Annotated in this window: 16 protein-coding genes and 2 pseudogenes; 9 read left to right on the forward strand and 9 right to left on the reverse strand. The window is 56.9% G+C overall.

Annotated features, from left to right (window positions below; genetic code table 11):
• Positions 1-22: 22 nt before the first annotated feature.
• The 3 genes from doeA to P3T22_RS04980 all read right to left on the reverse strand — a co-directional run bounded on the left by doeA (position 23) and on the right by P3T22_RS04980 (position 3279).
• Positions 23-1231, reverse strand: a complete 1209-nt coding sequence (gene doeA, locus P3T22_RS04970; RefSeq protein WP_429324373.1) for an ectoine hydrolase DoeA — start codon at positions 1229-1231, stop codon at positions 23-25.
• A 152-nt stretch (positions 1232-1383) separates the two neighbouring features.
• Positions 1384-2538, reverse strand: coding sequence for a branched-chain amino acid ABC transporter substrate-binding protein (locus P3T22_RS04975; RefSeq protein ID WP_429324374.1), 1155 nt, complete (start codon positions 2536-2538; stop codon positions 1384-1386).
• A 171-nt stretch (positions 2539-2709) separates the two neighbouring features.
• Positions 2710-3279 carry an ureidoglycolate lyase gene (locus tag P3T22_RS04980; protein WP_429324375.1) on the reverse strand — a complete coding sequence of 190 codons (570 nt, stop codon included), beginning with the start codon at positions 3277-3279 and terminating at the stop codon, positions 2710-2712.
• Positions 3280-3989: 710 nt separating this feature from the next.
• Here P3T22_RS04980 and P3T22_RS04985 point away from each other — a divergent pair.
• Positions 3990-5468 carry an NAD-dependent succinate-semialdehyde dehydrogenase gene (locus P3T22_RS04985; RefSeq protein ID WP_429324376.1) on the forward strand — a complete coding sequence of 493 codons (1479 nt, stop codon included), beginning with the start codon at positions 3990-3992 and terminating at the stop codon, positions 5466-5468.
• A gap of 10 nt (positions 5469-5478) precedes the next feature.
• Positions 5479-6876, forward strand: a complete 1398-nt coding sequence (locus P3T22_RS04990) for an aspartate aminotransferase family protein (RefSeq protein WP_216673470.1) — start codon at positions 5479-5481, stop codon at positions 6874-6876.
• A gap of 278 nt (positions 6877-7154) precedes the next feature.
• Here P3T22_RS04990 and P3T22_RS04995 read toward each other — a convergent pair whose 3' ends face one another.
• The 3 genes from P3T22_RS04995 to gabT all read right to left on the reverse strand — a co-directional run bounded on the left by P3T22_RS04995 (position 7155) and on the right by gabT (position 10779).
• Entirely contained in the window at positions 7155-7631 is a 477-nt protein-coding gene (locus P3T22_RS04995; RefSeq protein WP_172176542.1) for an Lrp/AsnC family transcriptional regulator, read from the reverse strand.
• Between the two features lie 376 nt (positions 7632-8007).
• Positions 8008-9360 carry an MFS transporter gene (locus P3T22_RS05000; protein ID WP_429324377.1) on the reverse strand — a complete coding sequence of 451 codons (1353 nt, stop codon included), beginning with the start codon at positions 9358-9360 and terminating at the stop codon, positions 8008-8010.
• 120 nt (positions 9361-9480) lie between these two features.
• The gene (gene gabT, locus P3T22_RS05005) at positions 9481-10779 is read right to left on the reverse strand and encodes a 4-aminobutyrate--2-oxoglutarate transaminase (RefSeq protein WP_429324378.1); all 1299 of its coding nucleotides are present in this window, start codon (positions 10777-10779) and stop codon (positions 9481-9483) included.
• A 365-nt stretch (positions 10780-11144) separates the two neighbouring features.
• On the opposite strand from gabT, the gene P3T22_RS05010 reads away from it, so the two are divergent.
• The 7 genes and pseudogenes from P3T22_RS05010 to P3T22_RS05040 all read left to right on the forward strand — a co-directional run.
• Positions 11145-12713 (forward strand): PucR family transcriptional regulator, encoded by a 1569-nt coding sequence (locus tag P3T22_RS05010; RefSeq protein ID WP_429324379.1) that lies wholly within the window; start codon positions 11145-11147, stop codon positions 12711-12713.
• A 124-nt stretch (positions 12714-12837) separates the two neighbouring features.
• Positions 12838-13462 (forward strand): annotated as a pseudogene (locus tag P3T22_RS05015) (FAD-binding oxidoreductase); the annotation flags it as partial.
• 504 nt (positions 13463-13966) lie between these two features.
• The gene (locus P3T22_RS05020; protein ID WP_429324380.1) at positions 13967-15367 is read left to right on the forward strand and encodes an aspartate aminotransferase family protein; all 1401 of its coding nucleotides are present in this window, start codon (positions 13967-13969) and stop codon (positions 15365-15367) included.
• Positions 15368-15447: 80 nt separating this feature from the next.
• Positions 15448-16920, forward strand: coding sequence for an NAD-dependent succinate-semialdehyde dehydrogenase (locus P3T22_RS05025; RefSeq protein WP_429324381.1), 1473 nt, complete (start codon positions 15448-15450; stop codon positions 16918-16920).
• Between the two features lie 244 nt (positions 16921-17164).
• Positions 17165-18196, forward strand: a complete 1032-nt coding sequence (locus tag P3T22_RS05030) for a histone deacetylase family protein (RefSeq protein ID WP_429324382.1) — start codon at positions 17165-17167, stop codon at positions 18194-18196.
• Between the two features lie 40 nt (positions 18197-18236).
• A complete protein-coding gene (locus tag P3T22_RS05035) occupies positions 18237-19193 on the forward strand; it encodes a 2-hydroxyacid dehydrogenase (protein WP_429324383.1) in 957 nt (318 codons plus the stop codon).
• Between the two features lie 204 nt (positions 19194-19397).
• A pseudogene (locus P3T22_RS05040) lies at positions 19398-19769 on the forward strand (IS1096 element passenger TnpR family protein); the annotation flags it as partial.
• A gap of 148 nt (positions 19770-19917) precedes the next feature.
• On the opposite strand, the gene P3T22_RS05045 reads toward P3T22_RS05040, so the two are convergent.
• The 3 genes from P3T22_RS05045 to P3T22_RS05055 form a co-directional block, all read right to left on the reverse strand.
• On the reverse strand, positions 19918-20286 hold the full coding sequence (locus P3T22_RS05045; protein ID WP_429324384.1) for a WYL domain-containing protein: 369 nt from the start codon (positions 20284-20286) through the stop codon (positions 19918-19920).
• A 78-nt stretch (positions 20287-20364) separates the two neighbouring features.
• Positions 20365-21222 carry an SDR family NAD(P)-dependent oxidoreductase gene (locus P3T22_RS05050; RefSeq protein ID WP_429324385.1) on the reverse strand — a complete coding sequence of 286 codons (858 nt, stop codon included), beginning with the start codon at positions 21220-21222 and terminating at the stop codon, positions 20365-20367.
• A 217-nt stretch (positions 21223-21439) separates the two neighbouring features.
• On the reverse strand, positions 21440-22285 hold the full coding sequence (locus P3T22_RS05055; protein ID WP_429324386.1) for an SDR family NAD(P)-dependent oxidoreductase: 846 nt from the start codon (positions 22283-22285) through the stop codon (positions 21440-21442).
• Positions 22286-22300 lie beyond the last annotated feature (15 nt).

Here is a 22300-nt window from a genome sequence, read left to right on the forward strand (position 1 = left end):
ACACACGTCAACTTAGAACAAGTCAGTTTTTGACAAAGAGCTTCCGCGGAACATCGCACAGACATGATGAACCTGTCGGTGTAATAACGATGCTCTCGGTAATCTCCAGTCCCCAGTCCTCGAACCACAGGCCAGGCATGAAGTGGAAAGTCATGCCCGGCTCCAGCACTGTTTTGTCCCCGACGCGCAGGCTCGTAGTGCGCTCGCCCCAGTCTGGCGGATAGCTCATTCCGATCGGATATCCCACGCGACCACCTTTCTGAATGCCGTGCCGATTCATGACAGAAAAGAAGGCCGTTGCAATATCCTCGCACGTGTTTCCCGGCTTGGCAGCTTCAAGCCCAGCCTCAATTCCTTCAATAACCGCTTTTTCGGCGTCCAGGAATTTCTGCGGAGGCTGACCGATATATACCGTTCTCGACAACGGGCAGTGGTACCTTCTATAAACCCCTGCAATTTCGAAGAAGGTACCCGCACCGCGCTGGAACTTCGAATCGTCCCACGTCAAATGAGGGGTAGCAGCCTCAATTCCGGTCGGAACCAGAGGCACAATCGACGGATAATCCCCACCGAAATCATCCACACCCCGAATCGCGGTTGCGAAAATTTCAGCAACCAGATCGTTCTTCCGCACACCCGGCTCGATCAAATCGAGAATCCGACCGTACATCTTCTCGAGGATACGCCCCCCGATCCGCATATAGCGCAGTTCGGTTTCCGATTTCACGGCGCGTTGACGGTTAACGAGCCCTGTCGCATCCACCCATGAGTTCTTCGGCAAATGCTTCTGCAGTGTGATAAGCGACGCCGCAGAAAAGTAGAAGCTGTCCATTTCCACCCCGACAGCCAAACCTTCCCAGTGACGACCCGCAATCACTTCGCGAGCAAGGTACTCCATCGGATGCAAGTCGCGCTGAACATACTCCTCCGGGTACGCGAACAATGCGGAATCGGCCATGTAAGTGGTCGCCCTGGCGCCGTTGAGATCTATGCCGCGTCCGAACCAGACGGGTTCGTTATCCATCGAAACAACCACACATTGATGGTTGTAAAACGAATAGCCATCGTACCCCGACATCCAACCGATATTGGCGGGGTCCGACACGATCAGCAAATCCATGCCTCTCGCGACCATCTCGGTACGTACTTTTTCTAAGCGAACTAGATATTCCGCGCGATCGAAAAAATTTCGAAGCTTTGGAAATTCGGCATCACTTGAGATTTCGCTCATTGCCAATACCTCATAAAATTAATTTTCGCTCCTTCAATAATCCAATTCAGAAAATTCGAATGTACGAAAGCCCTCTTTTTACTTTATTTCTCAAACTTGAGAAACAAACATCCGGGAGCTCGACTCGACCAGTTGCTCCCGGACGGAACCGCTTACATCGTCACCTGGTCGACGAACGTCTTCTTCCCGTTTTGATAGTCAAAGATCGAAATCACACCGTTCCGAAGATCCCCTTTCTCATCAAATTTGGTTTCACCAGTAACGCCGTGATAGTCGGTGGCCGGCGTCGCAACCAGAATCTTTGCTGGATCTGTCGAATTCACACGTCGCATCGCATCTACCACGATATACACAGCGTCGTAAGTGAACGGTGCATAGATTTCCATCGCATGCCCAAAACGCTTTTGATATTTGGCCTTGAACGCGGCGCCACCCGGCATCTTCTCCGGAGACGCTCCGGGCTGGGAGCACACTACGCGATCAACCGCGCTTCCCGCCAGTGCTTCCAATCTGTCAGAGCATACGCCATCACCAGAAAGAATCTTCGCCTGCAACCCGAGTTGTGCGGACTGTTTGGTGAAAGGCCCTCCGGTTGCATCCAGACCGCCATACATGATTGCGTCAGGTTTTTCACTCTTGATTTTCGTCAAAATGGCGTGAAAATCGACAGCTTTATCGTTCGTGGTGTCTCGAGACAGGACTTGGATACCCAGGTTTTTTGCCGCCTTTGCGAACTCATCAGCCAAGCCTTGGCCGTATGCCGTAGCATCGTCAACGATCGCAACGGTTTTAATCTTCAGTTTCTCGCTTGCATAGTTTGCCAGCGCAGGACCTTGTTGCGCGTCAGTGGCTACCAGGCGGAAGACGTTTTTGAAACCCTGTCGCGTGAGAGTCGGGTTGGTCGCCGATGGTGTGATCATCGTAATTCCCGCGTCGCTATAAATTTTTGATGCCGGAATCGAAGTGCCCGACTCCATGTGACCAACGACCGCCACCACTTTCTCGTCAACGAGCTTCTGTGCCACCTGGGTAGCCGTCCTCGGGTCTGCGCCGTCGTCTTCACCGTCCAATTGCAGGACGACCTTCTGACCGCCAATCACGAGGCCTTTTGCGTTGATCTCCTCAACCGCGAGCCTTGCACCATTCTCGTTGTCTTTACCCAACTGTGCGACAGGGCCGGTGAGCGGAGCAACATGGCCGATCACCACTGTCTCATCTGCGACCGCCTGTGCCGAGTAGACGGCCGCGAAAGCATATGCAAGCGACGAGAGCGCCGCAATACACGAAAGGGATCCAATTTTGCGCATGATAACCACCTGTTATTGAACGTGAGATAACTAAAAATGTAGCGTTATAAGCGTATGTAAAGCAAAAGGCACAACTACGCCGTTCGAATTGAATGCCTTCAATCGGCATGCAACCACAATCGAAATAGAGATTCAGAAAATCACTGCGCTTTTCGGTATTGACGCAAAGATTTATACGGCATCGACAATTTCGTTTGACTCGACCTCCTTCAAAGCTACTCGACGCGGCACAATTGAATTCCTTGAACTCTCTGCTGTTGGACATCCCGTGTGCAGGTGGACAATCAAATCGTAAGTTGTCGATTGCCGAGATAGCAGAAGGGCCATAACCTCGCCTTTCGACACACGGATTGCATGCCAACATCCCGGGCGCACGCACGTCCCCATGCCTATTGGAATTTCAAAGGCTCTGATTGAGTCAATGTCAGGGCCACCAGATGCATTGCTGGCAGCAACAATTTGGATCAACGGCCCGGTCAGTGGCACAACCGCTTGCTGAGTCAACAAGCGTGTCTCGAGAGTGCGCACGATCGGGTCATCGTCGCTGAAGTTACCCCACACAATTTCGGTCTTGTTCGGAGTCCCCGTATCGAACAGGTGCTCCCGCCACATCGACAGCGTGGGGCCTTTGAAGAACGGTTTGTCGCCCGCAGTCGCCATCGCTTTACCCAACACCCAGCCAAACGGAGAAAAAGACTCGGGCGTCAGTTGTTTGACAGTGAGTAAAGGTGCTGTGCTCATTCGTGCTCTCTGAATTTCCAGGATGCATCTTGCAGGTCTGCCAGATTCCAACAACGCGGTCGTGAATCTTTCGAGAATACGGGTAACTCAAGGAACCATCCGCCACACGCGCTTCACCATAGGAGGCCGTATGCCATCCAATTGAATGCGCCTCTGCTGAAGCGCCAAATAGCTGTTTCCGTTCCGTTCGAGCGTGCGCGAGATCACTGAAATCGGAATAGTGGTCAGTGGACTCAGTCGTCACGTTGCATTGCGAAGCACTGTCGGCAGCGAGATATCCGATCTGAACGGCTTCGCGACGTGAGCCAGGTTTCATGCCCCCTCTCCTCGAGTTCATTTGGAATGAAGAGAGTTTCCGCCGGCAATAAAAGCGCAATACGGCGTTTGGTCGCTGCACTACGCAGAGAATCTGCGTTTTTTCTTTCTTCGCGCACAATTTGTGCGGACCTTCAACTGGCAGGGAATCGTCGGTCGTTTGACTACCCGCAGATGTTGTGCACCGGGCCAAGAGCCGTGGTTCGTGCGGTCGAGCGTGTAGCGGCAAGTCGCCTCGACGTGAATACGCCCTCAATGCCACGCGGCGTTGAAAAGCTGCGTAGCGAGAGGAACATCGCCGGAATTCGACGTCACAATCAATTCAAGTGCGCTTTTTCAGCGAGGCACCGACGCTACCATGTATACGTCGTTTGACGAGCTTATAAGGACACGTCGTGAAAGAGTTAGCAAGAAATGCACTGGCTTCGCTGAGCCGCGCGGACCTGTTGGAACACCGGTCCTACGTGAACGGTTCGTGGAAAGCCGGCCAGGAGAAGATAAGTGTCATCGATCCCGCAACCAGCGAGGTGATTGCCCAAGTGGACATGCTTTCCGCGCACGCCATTGATGCCGCGGTCGATGCTGCGCGAGCTGCGTTTGAAGGCTGGCGCGAACTTGTTCCGACCGCGCGTGGCGCGATTCTTCGAAGGTGGGCTGCATTGCTGCGGAGCAACTCCGAAGACCTCGCCGTAATCATGACGTCGGAGCAAGGCAAGCCTATCAAGGAATCGCGCGGGGAGATCGAGTACGCCGCGAATTTTCTCGACTGGTTTGCAGCCGAAGGTGAACGTGCCTATGGGGAGACTATTCCGAGCCACCTGGCGGGTAGCCGGCTGACAGTCACCTGGCACCCAATCGGAGTGACGGCGGCGGTTACACCCTGGAATTTTCCGATCGCGATGATTACGCGCAAGGCCGGCGCTGCGCTCGCAGCGGGTTGCCCGATGATCATCAAGCCCGCGCCGGAAACGCCGCTATGCGCGCTGGCCATCGCAAAACTGGCTGAAGAAGCAGGTATGCCGGCGGGTGTGTTTCAGGTCATCAACGGCGACGCGGCCGAGATGTCCAAACGTCTTCTTGAAGCTACGGAGGTCCGTTCCTTCAGCTTCACCGGTTCGACCACGGTGGGCCGAATCCTGCTGCGCCAGTCGGCAGAGACGGTCAAGAAGGTCTCGATGGAACTGGGCGGTCACGCACCTTTCATCGTATTTGATGACGCGTCTCTCGAGGTCGCGGTCGAGGGCTGTATTGATGCGAAGTTTGCGACGTCTGGCCAGGATTGTCTTGCTGCAAACAGAATCTACGTCCAGCGATCCATCTACGAGCAGTTTGTGGAGAAGTTTTCGACCGCTGTCAAAGAGCTGAAGGTGGGACATGGTCTGGATCCCAGCTCCGACATCGGCCCAATGACTCGTCCGTCTGTGTCTGCGAAATGTCGCGATCAGATTGGGCAGGCAGTAAGCGCGGGAGCCCGCGTCGTTGCAGGTGGAGGCATCTCTCCGCTGGGGCACCAGTTCGTTCCTCCGACAGTTCTGGCTGACGTTGCAGATGACATGGATATTGCGAAGGAGGAGACGTTCGGTCCGGTCGCCGCAATCCTGCCGTTTGATACCGAAGCTGAAGTACTGCAACGCGCAAACAATTCCGAATACGGTCTCGCTGCGTATGTATACACGAGCAACCTGAATCGTGCGATGCGTATGTCCGATCGACTGGAGTACGGGATGGTGGCCGTCAATACGCCAAAGTTCACGGGTGCATCGATTCCGTTCGGGGGATGGAAGCAGTCGGGCCTTGGGCGGGAAGGATCGCGCTACGGCATGGGTGATTACATGGAGCAGAAGTACACCTGCTTCGGCAATTTGAAGGATTAAGGAGATAGACATGGATATCAAGAAGATTTCGGAAATGGATCGCAATTCGGTCCTCCATCCGTTCACGCAGCTTCACGATTTTGCTGCCGGGAAGGCCGGAGATCCCACGATCGTTGAAGGTGGCAAGGGCATTCGCATTCGCGACGCCGAAGGCCGCGAGTACATTGACGGGTTCGCCGGCCTCTACTGCGTCAACGTTGGTTACGGCCGCGACGAAGTCGCCGAGGCGATTGCGCGGCAAGCCTACAAGCTCGCCTATTACCACACGTACGCCGCACACACGACGGAGGAGCTTGCCAAACTGTCTGACCGCCTCGTCAAGATGGCGCCGGGCAAGATGAGCAAGGTGTTCTACGGCCTTTCCGGCTCCGACGCCAACGAAACGCAGGCGAAGCTGGTCTGGTACTACAACAATCTTCGCGGGCTGCCGAAGAAAAAGAAGATCATCGCGCGTGAACGCGGATACCACGGGTGCTCAGTTGTGTCCGGCTCGATGACGGGTATGAGCTTCTATCACGACCACATGGACCTGCCGGTCTCAGGCATTTTGCATACGGGCGTACCCCATTATTATTGGGGTGCAAATCCGGGTGAGACGGAGCTGGAGTTCTCGGCACGTCGTGCTCGCGAGCTGGAGGAACTCATTCTTCGTGAGGGCCCGGAAACGGTCGGTGCATTCATCGCTGAACCTGTGCTCGGCACGGGCGGCATCACGCCCCCACCGGAAGGCTACTGGGCAGCGATCCAACCGGTTCTGGCGAAATATGATGTCCTGCTGATTGCAGACGAAGTGATCACAGGCTTCGGTCGTACCGGCGCGATGTTTGGATCGCAAAAGTACGGGATAGAGCCGGACCTCATCACCGTCGCGAAGGGGCTCACGTCGGCGTACGCGCCACTGTCGGCATGTATCGTGGGCGAAAAGGTCTATGAGGTGCTCGACGCAGGTGCACAGAAGGTCGGTGCCTTCTCGCATGGCTACACGTACTCTGGCCATCCGATTGGCGTCGCAGCTGCAAATGCAGTCCTCGACATCGTCGAGCGTGAGGACCTCCCCGGAAATGCCGCAAACGTCGGCGAATATTTCCAGACGGCACTAGAGGACGCGTTCAGCGATTCGCCGATCGTTGGTGAGGTTCGTGGTGTTGGCCTCATGGCAGCGGTTGAATTCGTTGCTGAGCCGGCGACCAAGCAACGCTTTGACGCGCAACTGAAGGTCGGGGCACGAGTGTCGAAAGCCGCTCGAGACCGCGGGTTGATCGCTCGCGCGATGCCGCACGGTGACATCCTGGGTTTCGCTCCTCCGCTCACGATTACCAGGGCGGAGATCGACGACATCGTTGGCATTGCTCGTCAGGCGCTCTCACAGGTTGAGAACGAACTGGCCAAAGATCCGACGCATTCCTAAGCTTCTATAACCGTTCTTAGGTCCGGGAGTTAGCTCCTTTACGTCGCGCGATGTTTAGGAGCTCTTTTTACTCCGTGAGACGTCCGTATCCGCTCGCACGCCATGTCACCCTCTCGATCGATTGGACAAGAAACCGAAATCGGGAGCACACGAAGCTATCAATATTTCCCAATCATCGAGAGAATATTTGTAGACCGTCGATGCCAGTTCACAACACCATCCCAGCGGTCAAGGAAAAATAGACATGACTTTGCCGGTGCCTTCCTTTCCGAACCAATCTAAATTGACGCACCTAAAGGCATCGGCAGAGTAAAGCCAGCTTTAACGCGATCCATAACAACCATCGTTTTGAAAGACTTAATATCCGTATTCTCGTAGAAGAAACGCCTGGTAAATTGCTCGTAGTCTTCCATATTGTTTGCAGTAACCAGTAGAACAAAGTCTGCATCACCAGTAACGTAGAAGCCGCTCATTACCTCGGTAGTATTGCAGATCGCCTGCTTGAAGCGGTCAACGATGTCCGCCCGCTCCCGCTCCAAGGTGACCAGGACCAACATCGTAACGTTCCGGCCAATCGCCTTGGGTGAAACTATTGAAATGTCTGCTTCAATCACGCCCTCTGATCGCAAACGCTTCAGTCGACGCTGGACTCCAGTTGCGGACAATCCGACCTTTTCTCCAAGCTCGTCGCTGGTCAGGCGATTGTTACGTTGCACAAGGTCAAGAATGCGAGCGTCGATTTTGTCGAGATCCATGGTCATTACGGCGTGGCTATTAAACAACCGACAGAATAGCGGAAGTCCTCTCGAGCATCTAGCACGCAACACGTTGTGGTCAATCCCGACGTTGCGCGACAGAGATCGTGAAAGGCGCAACCGTCTGTTGACTGGATAACCAGCTCCTGGCCCTAGGGTCGGAACTCGTCGAACGCAACTGCGATATGCTCCCATTTCCTGCTGCCGCCCGCCTCGTTCACGTTGAGACTTGGGTGGCCGTCCGACCAAGGCCCGTTTCAAAGCTCTGCTAGTTCATTGATCCCCGAGCATTGCTGTTGCCGGTCAGGAGCGGCGTACTAAGGACGTTCGACCGGATACCAGCGCGCAGGTCTTCGCCCGCCCGCGCGAAAAGGGCTCAAGGGATTCGGTTTGCCGAAGGGATCGCCGATTGGGAGGCGTTCATGCGCTCGGTTTCGATCGTGTCCTCACCACGCTTCTCGGGCTCTTCCATCGGAATGAAGACGCTTGCCAAGAACGTTGCTCCGGAAATCAACAAGAACAAGATCCCCAATGGCAACCAATCCCCACCAAACGTCTTCGCCAACGAAACCCCAATCAACGGCGTCGTACCTCCGAAAATTGCGCCACACAGCTGGAAACTCAGAGATATACCCGTATAACGCATCTCCACCGGAAACGCTCGCGGCAGGAAAGATGGCAAGACTGAGTAGTAACTGCCAATAAGAGCGATGGCTACCAAGATGCCGATTGCAATATCGACGATGTTGCCAGAGCCAATCAAGTGCATCATCGGAAGTGCCCATAGGCAGAGAGCGCCGGTCACCAAGACAAGGAATTTCCGCTCGCCAATCTTATGAGCAATCAATGACCCGACAGGCAGCGCGACGAGTTCAACGGCACCACACCACGCGACCACGTCGAGAATCTGTGGTTTGGGCACCTTCAAGAAGGTTGTCGTGTACGTGATCATCAACGTCGTCAGGAAGTAAAAGCCCGCGCTTGCGTGCATACACAGGGCAATGCCAATCAGAAGCGCCTTCTTGTGGTTTCGCAGGACCATACGCAACGGTGCAACGTGGTTGACGTCACGTTGCGCTTTTCGACGCTCGAACTCGGGACTCTCATCAACAGTGCGACGAATGATCAAGGCTATGGCCACCAGCAAGGCGCTCGCGAGAAATGGGATTCGCCATCCCCACGACTGAAAATCTTCTTTCGGCAGACTCGACACGATGCGGAACATCAACGTGGCGAGGATCAAACCAACTGGACTTCCGTACTGCGGAGCGGCTGCGAGAAAGGTCCGCCACCGCTCAGGTGCATGCTCGCTCGCGATGAGAACGGCTCCACCCCACTCACCGCCAACGGCGATTCCTTGCACCATACGCAGGACCACCAAAATAATGGTGGCCTTGATGCCGATTGAGTGGTAGCTCGGGATGAACGCCATCAGGGTCGTACCTGTCCCCATGACCAGGAGCGTAACAATCAGAGTTGTTTTACGCCCAATGCGGTCGCCAAGATGACCGAAAACAAGCGCACCAAAAGGCCGAGCAACAAATCCAATTGCGAACGTTCCCAACGACGCAAACGCCGCGACTGCAGGATCATTCGAGGAAAAAAATACGTCCCCGAAGACGAGAGCTGCAGCAGTTCCGAAACAGTAAAAGTCGTACCATTCAATCATCGTTCCGAGGAAGGCGCCCAACGCTGCGCGAATGGGCTGCCTGGCTGAAAGTGAAGTCATTTGTTTCCCTTTTTCATAGTCTGTCGGCCCAAATGGTGACGACCGCGAGTCGTTCCCCAATCTAGGCACGACGCCCAATGCGGCCCGCCGAGGGCCGGTCTCCTTACGCGGCCAGGCGCATTAGTCAGCAAGCTTTGCGCTTTGGAGCGCCCGACCAAAAATTTCAATTGCGTCGGAGACGTCTTCATCGGACGTCGTAAGGGGCGCGAGGAATCGAATGACATTACGCTCGACACCGCATTTGATCAAAAGCAGACCTTCGTCTCGTGCAGCATCGAGAACGCGCTGAACGAGTGCCGCTGCGGGTGCTTTGGTCGCACGGTCCACCACAAGCTCCACTGCAACCATCGCGCCGGTCTGCCGGATTTCGCCCATCTCCTGGTGCTTTTCGCGGTGGGACTCGAGACCGCCGCGGAGCAAGGCTCCAATTTTCCGGCTGCGTCCAAGCAGGTCCTCCTGCTCAAAAATATCGAGGACCGCATTCGCCGCCGCACATGCGAGAGGGTTGCCACCGTATGTGCCGCCAAGTCCACCCGGCTGCGGCGCTTCGATCATTTCCGCTCGGCCTACAACACCCGAGATCGGCAGTCCTCCGGCGAGACTTTTCGCGACAGTGATCAAGTCGGGTTGAACGCCCGAGTGCTGGAAGCCAAACATCTCCCCAGTACGCCCGAAACCCGTCTGAATTTCATCGACGATCAGAACGATGCCATGCTTCGTGCTCAGCTCACGCAACGCCTTCATGAACTCAGACGGAGCAGCCAAAAAGCCGCCGTCACCTTGAACCGGCTCCAAGATGATCGCCGCGACTCGATCCGCAGCTACTTGCGTGCTGAAAATCTGGTCAATCGCGGCGAGCGCGTCGCTCGTCGAGATCCCGTGATAGGAATTCGGGTACGGCGCATGGTAGACATCGGGAGCGAATGGCCCGAAGTTTTGCTTATAGGGTGAACTCATTCCGGTAAGCGACATCCCCATCAGCGTCCGGCCATGGAAACCGCCTCTGAATGCGATAACACCGGGGCGGTTGGTGTAACTACGAGCGATCTTGATGGCGTTCTCGACTGCCTCAGCTCCGGTAGTGAGGAACACCGATTTGTAGCCTTGTCCGGGCCCCACAAGCTCCGCGAGGCGGGCCGCGAGGCGAATGTACGGTTCGTAACCGACAACCTGGAAGCAGACATGCGAAAAGGCTGTCAGTTGCTGCTGCACGGCAGCAACAACGGCAGGATGGTTGTGCCCAACATTTAACACGCCGATACCTCCGACGAAGTCGAGATACTTTTTTCCCGCCGTATCCCAGAGATACGCGCCAGCCGCACGGCTAGCAAACAGCGGATGCGCAGTTGCTACACCGCGGGGCACATATGTATCGCGCATTGCGGCTAGGTCGCCGTGCAAATTCTCCACGTTGCTCATGAGCCTCCTCCTTGAAGTTCACCAATAGTAGGAAGCCAGAAATCGAGCTGATACCTACGTGGCGTAGGACGCACGCCAGTTATTTTTGTGTGTTTTGCCTGATACCCTCTCTATTGCTGGACGATTTACCATCCAATTCCACAATAAGGCGGAGAGGTATGGAGGCGGCCCTGCGCGACAGATGGGTCCCGTTGTGCTGTCATCGCACCGGAATGCTTGTGGTGATTGGGGGCTGCGCGTGCCGCATTTCCAGCGCCGCTACGACGAGAACCAGCAGTCTTCTGCCCTTACGTCAAAGATGGTACGTTCCAGATCGGCCACTGCTGCGCTTCTTCGTACCCGAAAAGGACAATGGAAAAGATTCAATGAGACTTCAGACTGCGATCCTCGAAACAGTGCTTCGTGACGCCCGAGTCGTGGCCGGCGAGCAGAATCTCGACCGGGAAATTACCTGGGTCCACATGGTTGACCATCCGGACATCGTTGACTGGATCAAGCCTGGCGAACTGTTACTTACAACAGGATATAACTGGCCCACAGAGGAAGAAGCCTCGCGCAACCTCGTGAGAAAACTCAGCGAAGTCGGCCTTGCTGGAGTCGTTTTGGCCGTTCCGCATTTTCGGGACCGTTTCCCACCAGCAGCTATCGAGGAGGCCGACCGGGTTGGTGTGCCTCTCCTTGAGCTTCCCTGGGAGGTGCCGTTCAGTCAAGTCACGCACGAGATACTGGAAAAGATCATCAACTTCCAGGCTGAAATCATCGAAAGGTCCGAGCAGCTTCATCGCGCGCTAACGAATGCCGCTGTCTTCGCATCCAGCCTCTCGGACATCGCCCTTGCCCTGAGCACTCTGCTCGGCCGGCCCGTCACTTTCTCCGATATCAATGGCCACGTACTCGGTGGTTCGGAGGACGTCGACACTATCAAGCGTATCGAACAGCAATTCGTCGACGCGATTCATAAAGACACACAGGCGCTGCGTCTGGTCGACGCACCTCACCCTACGGTCGTGGAATTCGCGCTGCCAGATGGTCCAACCTCGAGACTATGCCTGCCCGTGCGACTTCAAGACGCGGTGGTCGGGTTGATTTGGCTGGATCTCACCGGAGGTACTAGCCACGAGCTAGACTCGCGCGCGATCGAACATGCGAGCGTTGTCGCCGCGCTCCATTTGATGCATCAGCGGCAACTTGTCCAGCAGGAAGAGAGACTGGGTTATGCACTCGTAGCGGGGCTGCTGGACGGTGAGTTCAATCCAACAACCAGCGCACTGGAGCGCGCTCGTGTATGTGGATGGAGTGACTCGAGGCAGTATCGAGTATGTCTTGTTCTGCTGGACGAGCCGATCCCGCTCACGACGGATGGCCTCGCTCGACGGGAAGGTTGGATAGAATCGCTAAAGCGTCAGTTACGGGCTCGCGAACTGCCGGAGTTGCTCGCGATCTGGCTCAATCAGATCAAATTCATCGTCCCAGCCGACGCGCCTCTGAACACGTTGTGGGAAGCCATTACAGACCGACATGCGGCATTGGCTGTCAGTCGCGTACACACCGGCGTTAAGGGTATGGCGACAGGCGCCCAGGATGTCGACGCGCTAGTACCCTCTCTGCGACCGGGGCGGATACATCAATTCGACGAAATCCTTTTCCCGAGGACGTTGATGGGAGATGCGGCCGCGCGCGACATGCTCATAGAGCGACTCGTAAAGCCTCTCACCGAGAAGCGGCGTGGGGAGTCACTCCTTGAAACGCTCGCCTGCCTCGCTGACGAAGGCTTTCAGCTCGCAAATACGTCCAAAGCACTCGGGATACATATCAGCACTCTCCGCTACCGACTCGAGCGCATCGAAAGCGTCCTGTCTGTGTCACTCGAGGATCCACGCATGCGATTTGAGATTCAGGTCGCGATGGCCCTCTACAGAATTCTGAACGATTGAGTCTAATTTCCCTATCTTTAGTAGGATGACTTTGCGGTAGCTGGGCGGTCAAATAGGAGGCGTCAGCACTTGCGCACTCGCGTGGTGCACCGTTTCCCTCGAACTGCGCCCGCGCTACTTTGAAATGACTTCAGGAAAAGCCTCACGCCGGAACGACCTCAACTCCAGGCTCGCACTCCAGCGCCGTATCGCCGACACGCGTGCCGAAGTCCGGTTCGACGCCGGCACGCGTGCGGCGTACGCATCCGAGGCATCCAATTACCGGCAAGTCCCGATCGGTGTCGTCATTCCACGTTGTCTCGATGACGTAGTCGAGACAGTGCGCGCGTGTCACGAAGCCGACGTGCCCGTCCTGACACGAGGAGCAGGCACATCCATGTGCGGCCAGTCGGTCAATGCCGCTGTCGTTATCGACGTATCCAAGTACCTCACCGCTATCGAGCAGATTGACGCCGCCTCCCGCACTGCGATTGTGCAGCCGGGCGTGATTTGTGACCAGCTAAAGGACGCTGCGGCCGTGGAGGGCCTAACGTTCGGCCCCGATCCTGCCACCCACAGTCGCTGCACAATCGGCGGCATGGTCGGCAACAACTCGTGTGGCGCACACTCGGTCATGGCAGGAAAGACCGCCGAAAACGTCGAATCGATGGAAGTTCTCACGTACGATGGCGCTCAATTTTGGGTGGGCCCAACCGATGCCGAGATACTGCAGGAGCATCTTGCGGCGGGCGGGCGACGCGCCGAAATCGTGTCGAGTCTTCTAGAGCTCGTCGAGAAACATGGTGACGCCATGCAAGCGGAATCCCAACTGCTCAAAGGGGCTACCCGCGGGGGCAGCATACTTCCGACGGGCTGCTGCGGGATGGCCGGCGCATACGGGTACCACTCAAAAACCGCGAGCCTTGCAAGGGAAGTCGCCGCCTCCGAAATGGTGCCTGTAGTCCATGCACTGCATCAGGACACTGTAATCGTCAGTGATGGCTTCAGTTGCCGTTCGCAAATCCGAAATTCAACCGGCAGGACAGCAATCCATCTTGCCCAGTGGCTCGATCGTCGCGCTGTCGTCAAGACCTCGCAGCAAACCAACTCAATGTCGGTGGAGAAAGAAAGCGTATAGAAGTTGGTCCCTCTCGACCCCGATTCACACTTGATTCAGCATTTTTTCGATATGTCCGCCGGTTTAAAGGAAGCGTTCGTTGCTGCCGTCACGCCGGATGAATTGCCGTCTGTCAAACATTGAAACGAGGAACACCATGTCCATTGCGTCACTTATCGAATCTGATCGCAAGCACCTCATCCATCCGGTTGTCAATTACCGGGCCCATGAAGAGCGCGGCGCAACCATTCTTGAATCCGGCCGCGGCGTGTGGCTCCGGGACGCAGACGGCAATGAACTGCTCGATGCGTTTGCCGGGTTGTGGTGCGTCAATACCGGCTACGGACACGAAAGCATCGTTCGGGCAGCGTCTGAGCAAATGGCCCGCCTGCCCTACGCTACCGGCTACTTCCATTTTGCCTCTGCACCTGCCATTGAGCTCGCGGAGCAATTGGTCGAGCTCGCACCGGCATCGCTTCGCCACGTCTATTTCTCTCTTGGAGGCTCGGATGCCGTCGATTCGGCCGTGCGATTCATCACGCACTACTACAATGCCACTGGACGTCCGTCGAAGAAACACATCATCGCTCTCGAGCGCGGATACCATGGTTCGTCCTCGACCGGTGCGGGTCTGACTGCCATTGCGAGCTTCCATCGGAACTTCGATTTACCCTTGGCGACCCAGCACCATATTGCGTCGCCCTATCCGTATCGCAGCGCGACGCCAGACGACGCTGCAGCAATAATCGCGGGATCCGTAGCCGCCCTCGAAAAGAAGGTCTCCGAGCTGGGTGCGGAAAATGTCGCTGCGTTCTTTTGCGAACCCGTTCAAGGATCGGGGGGGGTCATTGTTCCCCCGAAGGGGTGGCTGAAAGCCATACGCGACGCATGCAACCGGCTCGACATCCTCTTCGTTGCGGACGAAGTCATTACCGCCTTTGGGCGCACGGGGCCGATGTTCGCGTGTGAAGCAGAGGATGTCGAACCTGACCTGATGACTGTCGCCAAGGGACTGACAGCAGGCTACGCGCCGATGGGCGCAGTCCTGATGTCTGACCGGGTTTATCAAGGCATTGCCGACAGCGGCGGTCGCGCGGACCCAATTGGCCATGGGCAGACATACTCCGCCCATCCGGTGAGTGCTGCGATCGGCCTCGAAGTATTGCGCCTCTATCGTCAAGGCGGTCTTCTTGCCAATGGAGCAGCCCAAGCAACTCACTTTGCTGCTGGGCTCGACAGCCTCCTAGACCATCCGCTTGTAGGCGATTCGCGTCATCGCGGGCTGCTCGGCGCAGTTGAGCTGGTCTCCGACAAAGAAAAGCGAACCCGCTTTGATTCTTCGCTCAATCTCTCGCAACGGATTTTCGAGGCTGCGTACCGCAACAAGGTCATCTTCCGAGCGTTCGGCGACAACATCCTCGGCTTCGCTCCGGCTCTGTGCATCACCCAGAGCGAGGTGGAACAGATAATCGCGCGCGTACGTAAGACGCTCGACGAAGTACTCGATCAAGCAGATATTCGAGAGTCGCTGCGAAATGCAGAAAAGGCACTATCGTAAGCAGAGTCTGAACTTGCGCACAACACAGCAGCGAATATCGCGGTGACACGCCGGGGTGCCGCTACATGAAGGAGAAAACAATGACGTTGCAACTAACGCGTGGCGAACTGCTTCGCACGCAGAATCTGATTGGGGGCAAATGGGTGGATGCCTCGAGTGAAGCACGGTATCCCGTCACCAATCCCGCTACAAACGGGACGATCAAACAGGTCGCGAACAGCAGCTCGGTCGATGCTCGTGCAGCCACTGATGCGGCTGCACGGGCGCTTCCGGCTTGGCGGGACCGCCTACCCCGCGAGCGAGCGGAGATTCTCCGTCGCTGGCACACCCTCATCGTCGAAAACACTGAAGATCTGGCGACCCTGATGTCGATGGAACAGGGCAAGCCGATGGTCGAGAGTCGCGATGAGGTCGCGTACGGCGCGTCCTACGTCGCATGGTTCGCGGACGAAGCCACAAAAATCTATGGTGACATCATCCCTCAGCATCAGCGCGGGAAGCGCATGAGCGCTGTGAAAGAGTCCGTAGGCATAGTCGCTGCAATTACGCCGTGGAACTTTCCACTCGCGATGATCGCCCGGAAGATTACCCCGGCACTGGCTGCAGGTTGCACGGTGGTAGCAAAGCCCGCAGAAGATACACCGCTGACCGCTCTTGCCCTAGCGGCTCTCGCTCATGAAGCCGGCGTGCCTGAGGGCGTTCTGAACATGATTACGGCCGCGCGCGAAGATGGAATCAACGCAGTCGCCGACTGGCTCGCGGATGATCGGGTTCGCAAGATTACATTCACGGGGTCGACGGCGGTCGGCAAACATCTCGCACGAGAGTCGGCTGGAACGCTCAAGAAGCTTTCTCTCGAGTTGGGCGGCAACGCACCATTCATCGTTTTCGAAGACGCCGATCTCGATGCAGCAGTTACCGGTTTGATGGCAGCGAAATTCCGCAATGGCGGGCAGACTTGCGTGTGTCCGAACCGCATCTATGTGCACGCGGCGATCTACGAGCGCTTCGCTGACCTCCTTGGTCAGCGCGTCAGCGCACTCCGCGTCGGGCCGGCGAATGACCCGCAGTCCCAGATTGGACCTGTGATCAACCAACGCGCCATCGAGAAAATTGCTCGCCACGTCGACGACGCTGTCGCGCAGGGCGCGCATGCTCTTGTGGGAGGCAAGCGGCTCGAAGCTTTGGGCCCGAACTACTACGCCCCGACTGTGCTAACGAACGCGAACGACAGCATGCTGCTCTGCTGCGAAGAGACCTTTGGCCCTGTTGCGCCACTGTTCCCGTTCGACGACGAGGACGAAGTGGTTCGTCTCGCCAATGACACACCGTATGGTCTCGCCGCCTACTTTTACACACAGAACCTGCGTCGAATCGATCGCGTTTCGCGCAAACTGGAAGCAGGTGTCATCGGCATCAACGAAGGCGCTGTCGCAAGTGAAGCCGCCCCATTTGGGGGTGTAAAGGAATCCGGCTATGGGCGCGAAGGCTCGAAGTACGGCCTCGACGACTATCTCACCATCAAGTACATGTGTCAGGGCGGTCTGGATTGACCTATCGAACGACACTCGCCCTGATCGGGATACTCCTTGTGCGGGGCGAGAGCACGGAAAAAACACACGTATGAATCATAGGCCTCGTGGTCCACGCTCGCGCAAACCGTCGCACTGAGGCGGATTACACGACACGCGTCACAAGTACCGAGGATAGACAAGCTCTGTAACAGATTAATCGACCCTCCCGGCGCTCAGTGCAAGTACGTGGAGGGTCGCCACCCTAACCCCCTTGTTATCGAAAATGAAAGTCTTTCATTCCCCATCGAGCATCTTGCACGCCCCGACCACTTACCTTCGCCGTGGGAAAGCGATCCCGCATTTAGAGCAGCCAGGCCGCTATAACGTATTGCTCAATGCTGCGCAGAGTGGCGGACATGACGTTTGCGTCGCCGGTACACATGGCATCGCACCGATCTTACGTGTGCACTCAGAGCGATATTTGACGTTCCTGGAGCAAGCATGGAAACGCCGCGCCGAGATTGAACCCGGTCTCGAACATGTTCTGCCGTCTCACTTTGCGCGGCCGCAAATGTCCCACTACCCTACCGGGATAATCGGTCAGGTGGGTTTCCATATGGCTGACCTTTCGACGCCTATTCATGAGCACACGTACGCTGCTGTCCAGGCGAGTGTAGATGTCGCAATGAGCGCCGCATCCTTTGCCATCGATAATGGCTTCGCTTATGGACTGTGTCGGCCGCCTGGCCACCACGCGTCGACTGAGAGCGCCGGCGGCTTCTGCTTTGTGAATAACACCGCGGTCGCGGCGGCACATCTCAAGCTTGCGCTCGGCTGCAAAGTCGGGATCATCGATATCGACGTTCACCACGGGAATGGGACGCAAAGTATCTTTTTCGACCGCGATGATGTCGTGACCGTATCGATTCATGCGGATCCGTCGGCATTCATGCCCTACTACGCTGGTTACAGCGATGAAATCGGCACGGGTACCGGGAAGGGCTACAACCTGAATCTTCCGTTGGTGCACGGCTCCGGTGATCCTGTTTATCTGCAGGCCATCGACGACGCGCTGGAATTTTGTGCGAATAGAGGAGTTGAAGCCCTCGTAGTTGCGTTGGGACTTGATGCGTCTGAGATGGATCCGAACGGTGCCCTGGCCGTCACAACGGAGGGTTTTCGGGGTGCCGGCCGCAAGCTCGGCTCGACACGTTGGCCAACGGTCTTAATCCAGGAGGGAGGCTACCTGAGCGCGATTCTTGGTGAGAACCTTAAGGCGATCCTGGACGGCTTCGAGTCGGCCCGCGCCGCTTAACGCCCTTTCTGCTGTACCCAGTGTTTCTGCGGAGTAAATCTTGAACAAGCTTGAAATTGTGGTCGCACCTGGCCCATGGGACGCCGAATTGTGGCGACACACATTCGAAACGAAGGCCGGTGGCCGCAAGGTTCGCGTGTGGCCAAACGATGGTGTCCAATTGGGGGAGAACCCCTACGTCATCTGCTCGTGGAAGGCAGATTCACAAATTTTCGAACAATCTACCCCGCCGGCTGCAGTGTTCTCCCTTGGCGCGGGCGTAGACCATCTTCACGCACTTGAGCAACGGCCAGAGATTCCTGTCGCACGCGTCATCGACCCGGATCTCACCATGCGTATGGTTGAGTACGTGATGTTCGCTGTGTTGTATTTGCATCGAAAGATCCGAACCTATGAAGCCAGTCAGGCACGACGTGAATGGTCGCCAGTTATCCAGCCTGCGGCGAGCGGGGTTCGAGTCGGAATCATGGGCGTGGGAGTCCTTGGAAAGGCCTGCGGCCAATTGCTCCAGCGAATTGGCTTTAAGGTGGCCGGATGGGCTCGGACAAAGCCTTCGACGCACGATTTCCCCATGTTCGCCGGACCGGACGAACTGCCCGCGTTTCTCGAGCGTACGGACATCCTTGTGAGCCTGCTACCGAACACTGTGGAAACCAGCGGCTTAATCGGTAAAAGTACCTTTGCGGGACTTTCCCTTTCGGGCAGCCTTGATGGTCCGTGCTTCGTCAACGTGGGGCGCGGGGAAGTGGTCCGTCAGCACGATTTGGTCGAGGCGTTGCGAGATGGCACACTAGCCGGCGCAGTGCTGGACGTGTTCGAACTTGAACCGCTTGAAAAGGATAGCCCGCTCTGGTTGATGCCGAATGTCTTGGTGACCCCACATGTCGCTGCAGACTCGGATCCTGACGTAGTGGTCGACCAGGTTCTTCGAGGTGTAAAGAGTCTCGAGAATGGCCAACCGTTAACATCTCGTGTGAACCTTGCGCGCGGATACTAACTTAAACTTCAGCATTGCATTCGTACTGCAGCGGGACAAAAAGTTTGGGGCGGCAGCTGTGTCAGAGGCCCAAGCGGTTAGCCTGACTATCTTTGCTGCGATGCTAGATACCTACCTGGAGGAATGCACCAGCCACGATGGCATGCCTAGTCATCCGGGCGCTGTCACATTTAACATGACGGCGCCCGACGACGTGCTGAAGACACGCAAATGATGGATGACCGTAACGCGCGGCTGCACGGACTCGTCGTCCAGGGAGAGCGGTTCCCCTATCGATATGACTTCGGCGGCGGCTGGCATCACGACATTCACGTTGAAGAGGCTGCGCGCACCGACCGGGAGCCTTACAGCGAGGCACGAATCCTTGCTGGATAACATGCGTGTCTTCCGCAAGATGTCGGGGGCATATGCGGATATAAAGAGATGCTGCGTATGCTGAGCCAGGAGCCGGACAGCAACGAGGTGCACGACTACCGAACCTGGGCGGACGATGACCTCGATCCCGAACCGTTCGACTGCAGAGCGGCCAACGCAGCGCTCCTGCGCATAGCATGGACCAACTGGGCCCGACAGTAGCTCAAGCAACCGCCTTCGGTTTCATCGCAAGCCGTTCATAGTTACTTCAGCCCGACCGTTAAGGAGGGTTGTCTACTGCGCCATCAGGCGCAGTTTGACCCAATCAGGGAGTTCTCCTTAGAACCCCATTAGCCACCTTTGTCGGGTATTAGGTATCCGACGTTCCGCAGGTAGAGCACCGCTCTCGACGAGCACGCCGATATAGCGTACGCCGCCGGTCGATACTGGTGAACACGAAGGTAATGCAATCCGAAGGCGCCAATTGCTCTCGCAGTCCGCGTATTAACTCACTGCGGCTGGCCGGACAGTACAGTCCCTCGATCGCTTCGAGTATTCGGTCGGTGTGGAAGGTGCGGAAGGCCTCGCGCAACTCACACCCAGCGGCAAGCACGCGCACGCTGTCCATGAAGCCGATCTGCACGGGCCAAACCACACGCCGCGACGGTTGCCCAGCCGCATCGGCATAGACGATTTCCAGGCGGCGTCGCGCACGAATCGCCGCGCGCAGCCTTTCCAATGCAACCACGTTGACCGGAAAAGACGGCGTGGGTGGCCAACCATGCCGGTCGCTCCGATCAGGACAACGCGCATGGTGTCACTCCGACGGCCACTCGGGCGATGCTGCTCCGAAATCGGCAGCGAGGGTGACGGTCTTCCAGCGCTGCATCGTGTCGCGGCGTGCCTGTTCCTCGGTTTCGACGACCTGCCAGGCGTCTGAACCCAGCACAAGGCGCGCTGGAACCATTGCACGCGATGCTAGCGCCACGATCAGCTTTGCGATGCGCTCAGGATCCCCCACTTCATGGCCGACGTAGGCATCAATGAGCGCCTTGAAGTCTCCCAGCGATGCCTGGTATTCTTGCGGCAGATTCTGCAGCGTCGCTCGAGCCTCATGACCCCATTCGGTGCGCATGCCACCGGGCTCCAGCGTGCAGATGTGGATCCCGAAGGGCGCGACTTCCTTGCCGACTACATCGCTGAATCCGCCCACCGCCCATTTGGCCGCCTGATAAGCCGAGAGTCCCGGGGTGCTGATACGGCCGCCTGCCGACGAAACCTGAAAAATGTGCCCGCCGCCTTGTGCTCGCATGACCGGAATGGCCGCACGCGTGAGGTTCACCACCCCAAAGAGATTGGTCTCAATCTGCGCCCGGAAATCCTCAGCGGACGTGTACTCAAACGGCTCAATATGGCCATAGCCGGCATTGTTGACCAGCACGTCCAGCCGTCCGAAGAGGCGCACCGCTTCGGACACGGCCTCCTTCGCCTGCTGTTCATTCGTGACGTCCAGTTCAAACGTTGCCAGGAAATCGCCGTAGCGCGCCTGCAAATCGGTGAATCGCGAATTGTCGCGCGCGCTCGCCAGTACCTTGCCGCCATCCTGCAACGCGGCTTCGAGAATGGAGCGGCCCAAACCTCGGGACGCACCTGTAATCAACCAGACTTTGGACATGATCGTTCGACCTTTGAGATGCACCGATCTTGGTGCGTTTTTGACAGAGCTGCGGGCGATCCCAAAACTAATTGGCATCGCCCGCAGACACAGGCCGCTGCAAACCCGACGCGGTTTTCGTTTCTGCCATGCGGCAGTCCCTCCAGCACACTCCTGGCCGCCGCCGTCGGCAAAGCACGTTGCTTCACGGCGGCATGCGATGCAGCGGTCACAATGCTTACTGCGGATTGAATCCAGCCTTACCTGCGAACATCACGGATTCGGCAAGCTCCTTTTGCGCCTGCAACGCCTTGAGACTTCGCGAGTAACCAGCGTCCAGCACCGCATAGGCATCCCCGCCAAGGACAGTACGCAGCGGCGGCTCCTGCATCTGGCTTACCGTATAGATGGCGTCGGCCATTTTCACGGGGTCACCCGAAGCCTGTTCCTCACCAACCTCCACAATCTGGCGGCGAAGCTTTCCAACTATGCCGTCCTTGTAGGCGTCGAGTTCCTGGGTCCAGCGGATATTGGCCACAAAACCCGTCTTGATCGAGCCCGGCTCGATGATGATCGTCTTGATGCCAAACTCGGCGACTTCCTGGCTCACCGATTCAGCAAAGCCTTCCAGACCGAACTTCGCGGCGTGATACATGGAACCGCTCGGGAAGGCTGCGCGCCCACCGACGCTACTGACATAAAGGAGCGTGCCGCTGTTCTTCGCACGCATCGCTGGCAGGAACGCACGCGTAACATGAATGGGCGCGAGCAGGTTCAGAGCGATCTGCTGCTGGATATATGCTTCAGTCATTTCCTCCATTGCACCGATAACTGCGCCACCCGCATTGTTGGCGACGACGTCGACATCTGCGTGGCGCGCAACGACAGCCTGCACCTGCTCGCGATTGGTCAAATCGAGCGACTCCACCTCGAGCAGCGCCGGGTATTTCTGTTTCAACTCCTGCATCGCGTCGACACGGCGCACCGCTGCAACCACACGGTGCCCCTCTGCGAGCACCTTTTCAGTGAGGGCAAGCCCCAGACCACTGGACGCGCCGGTTATGAACCACTTCTGACTGGACATGATTCTGTTCTCCTT

Origin of the sequence: Paraburkholderia sp. GAS348 (genome assembly GCF_050434205.1) — a bacterium.
In the GTDB taxonomy this organism is placed as follows: domain Bacteria; phylum Pseudomonadota; class Gammaproteobacteria; order Burkholderiales; family Burkholderiaceae; genus Paraburkholderia.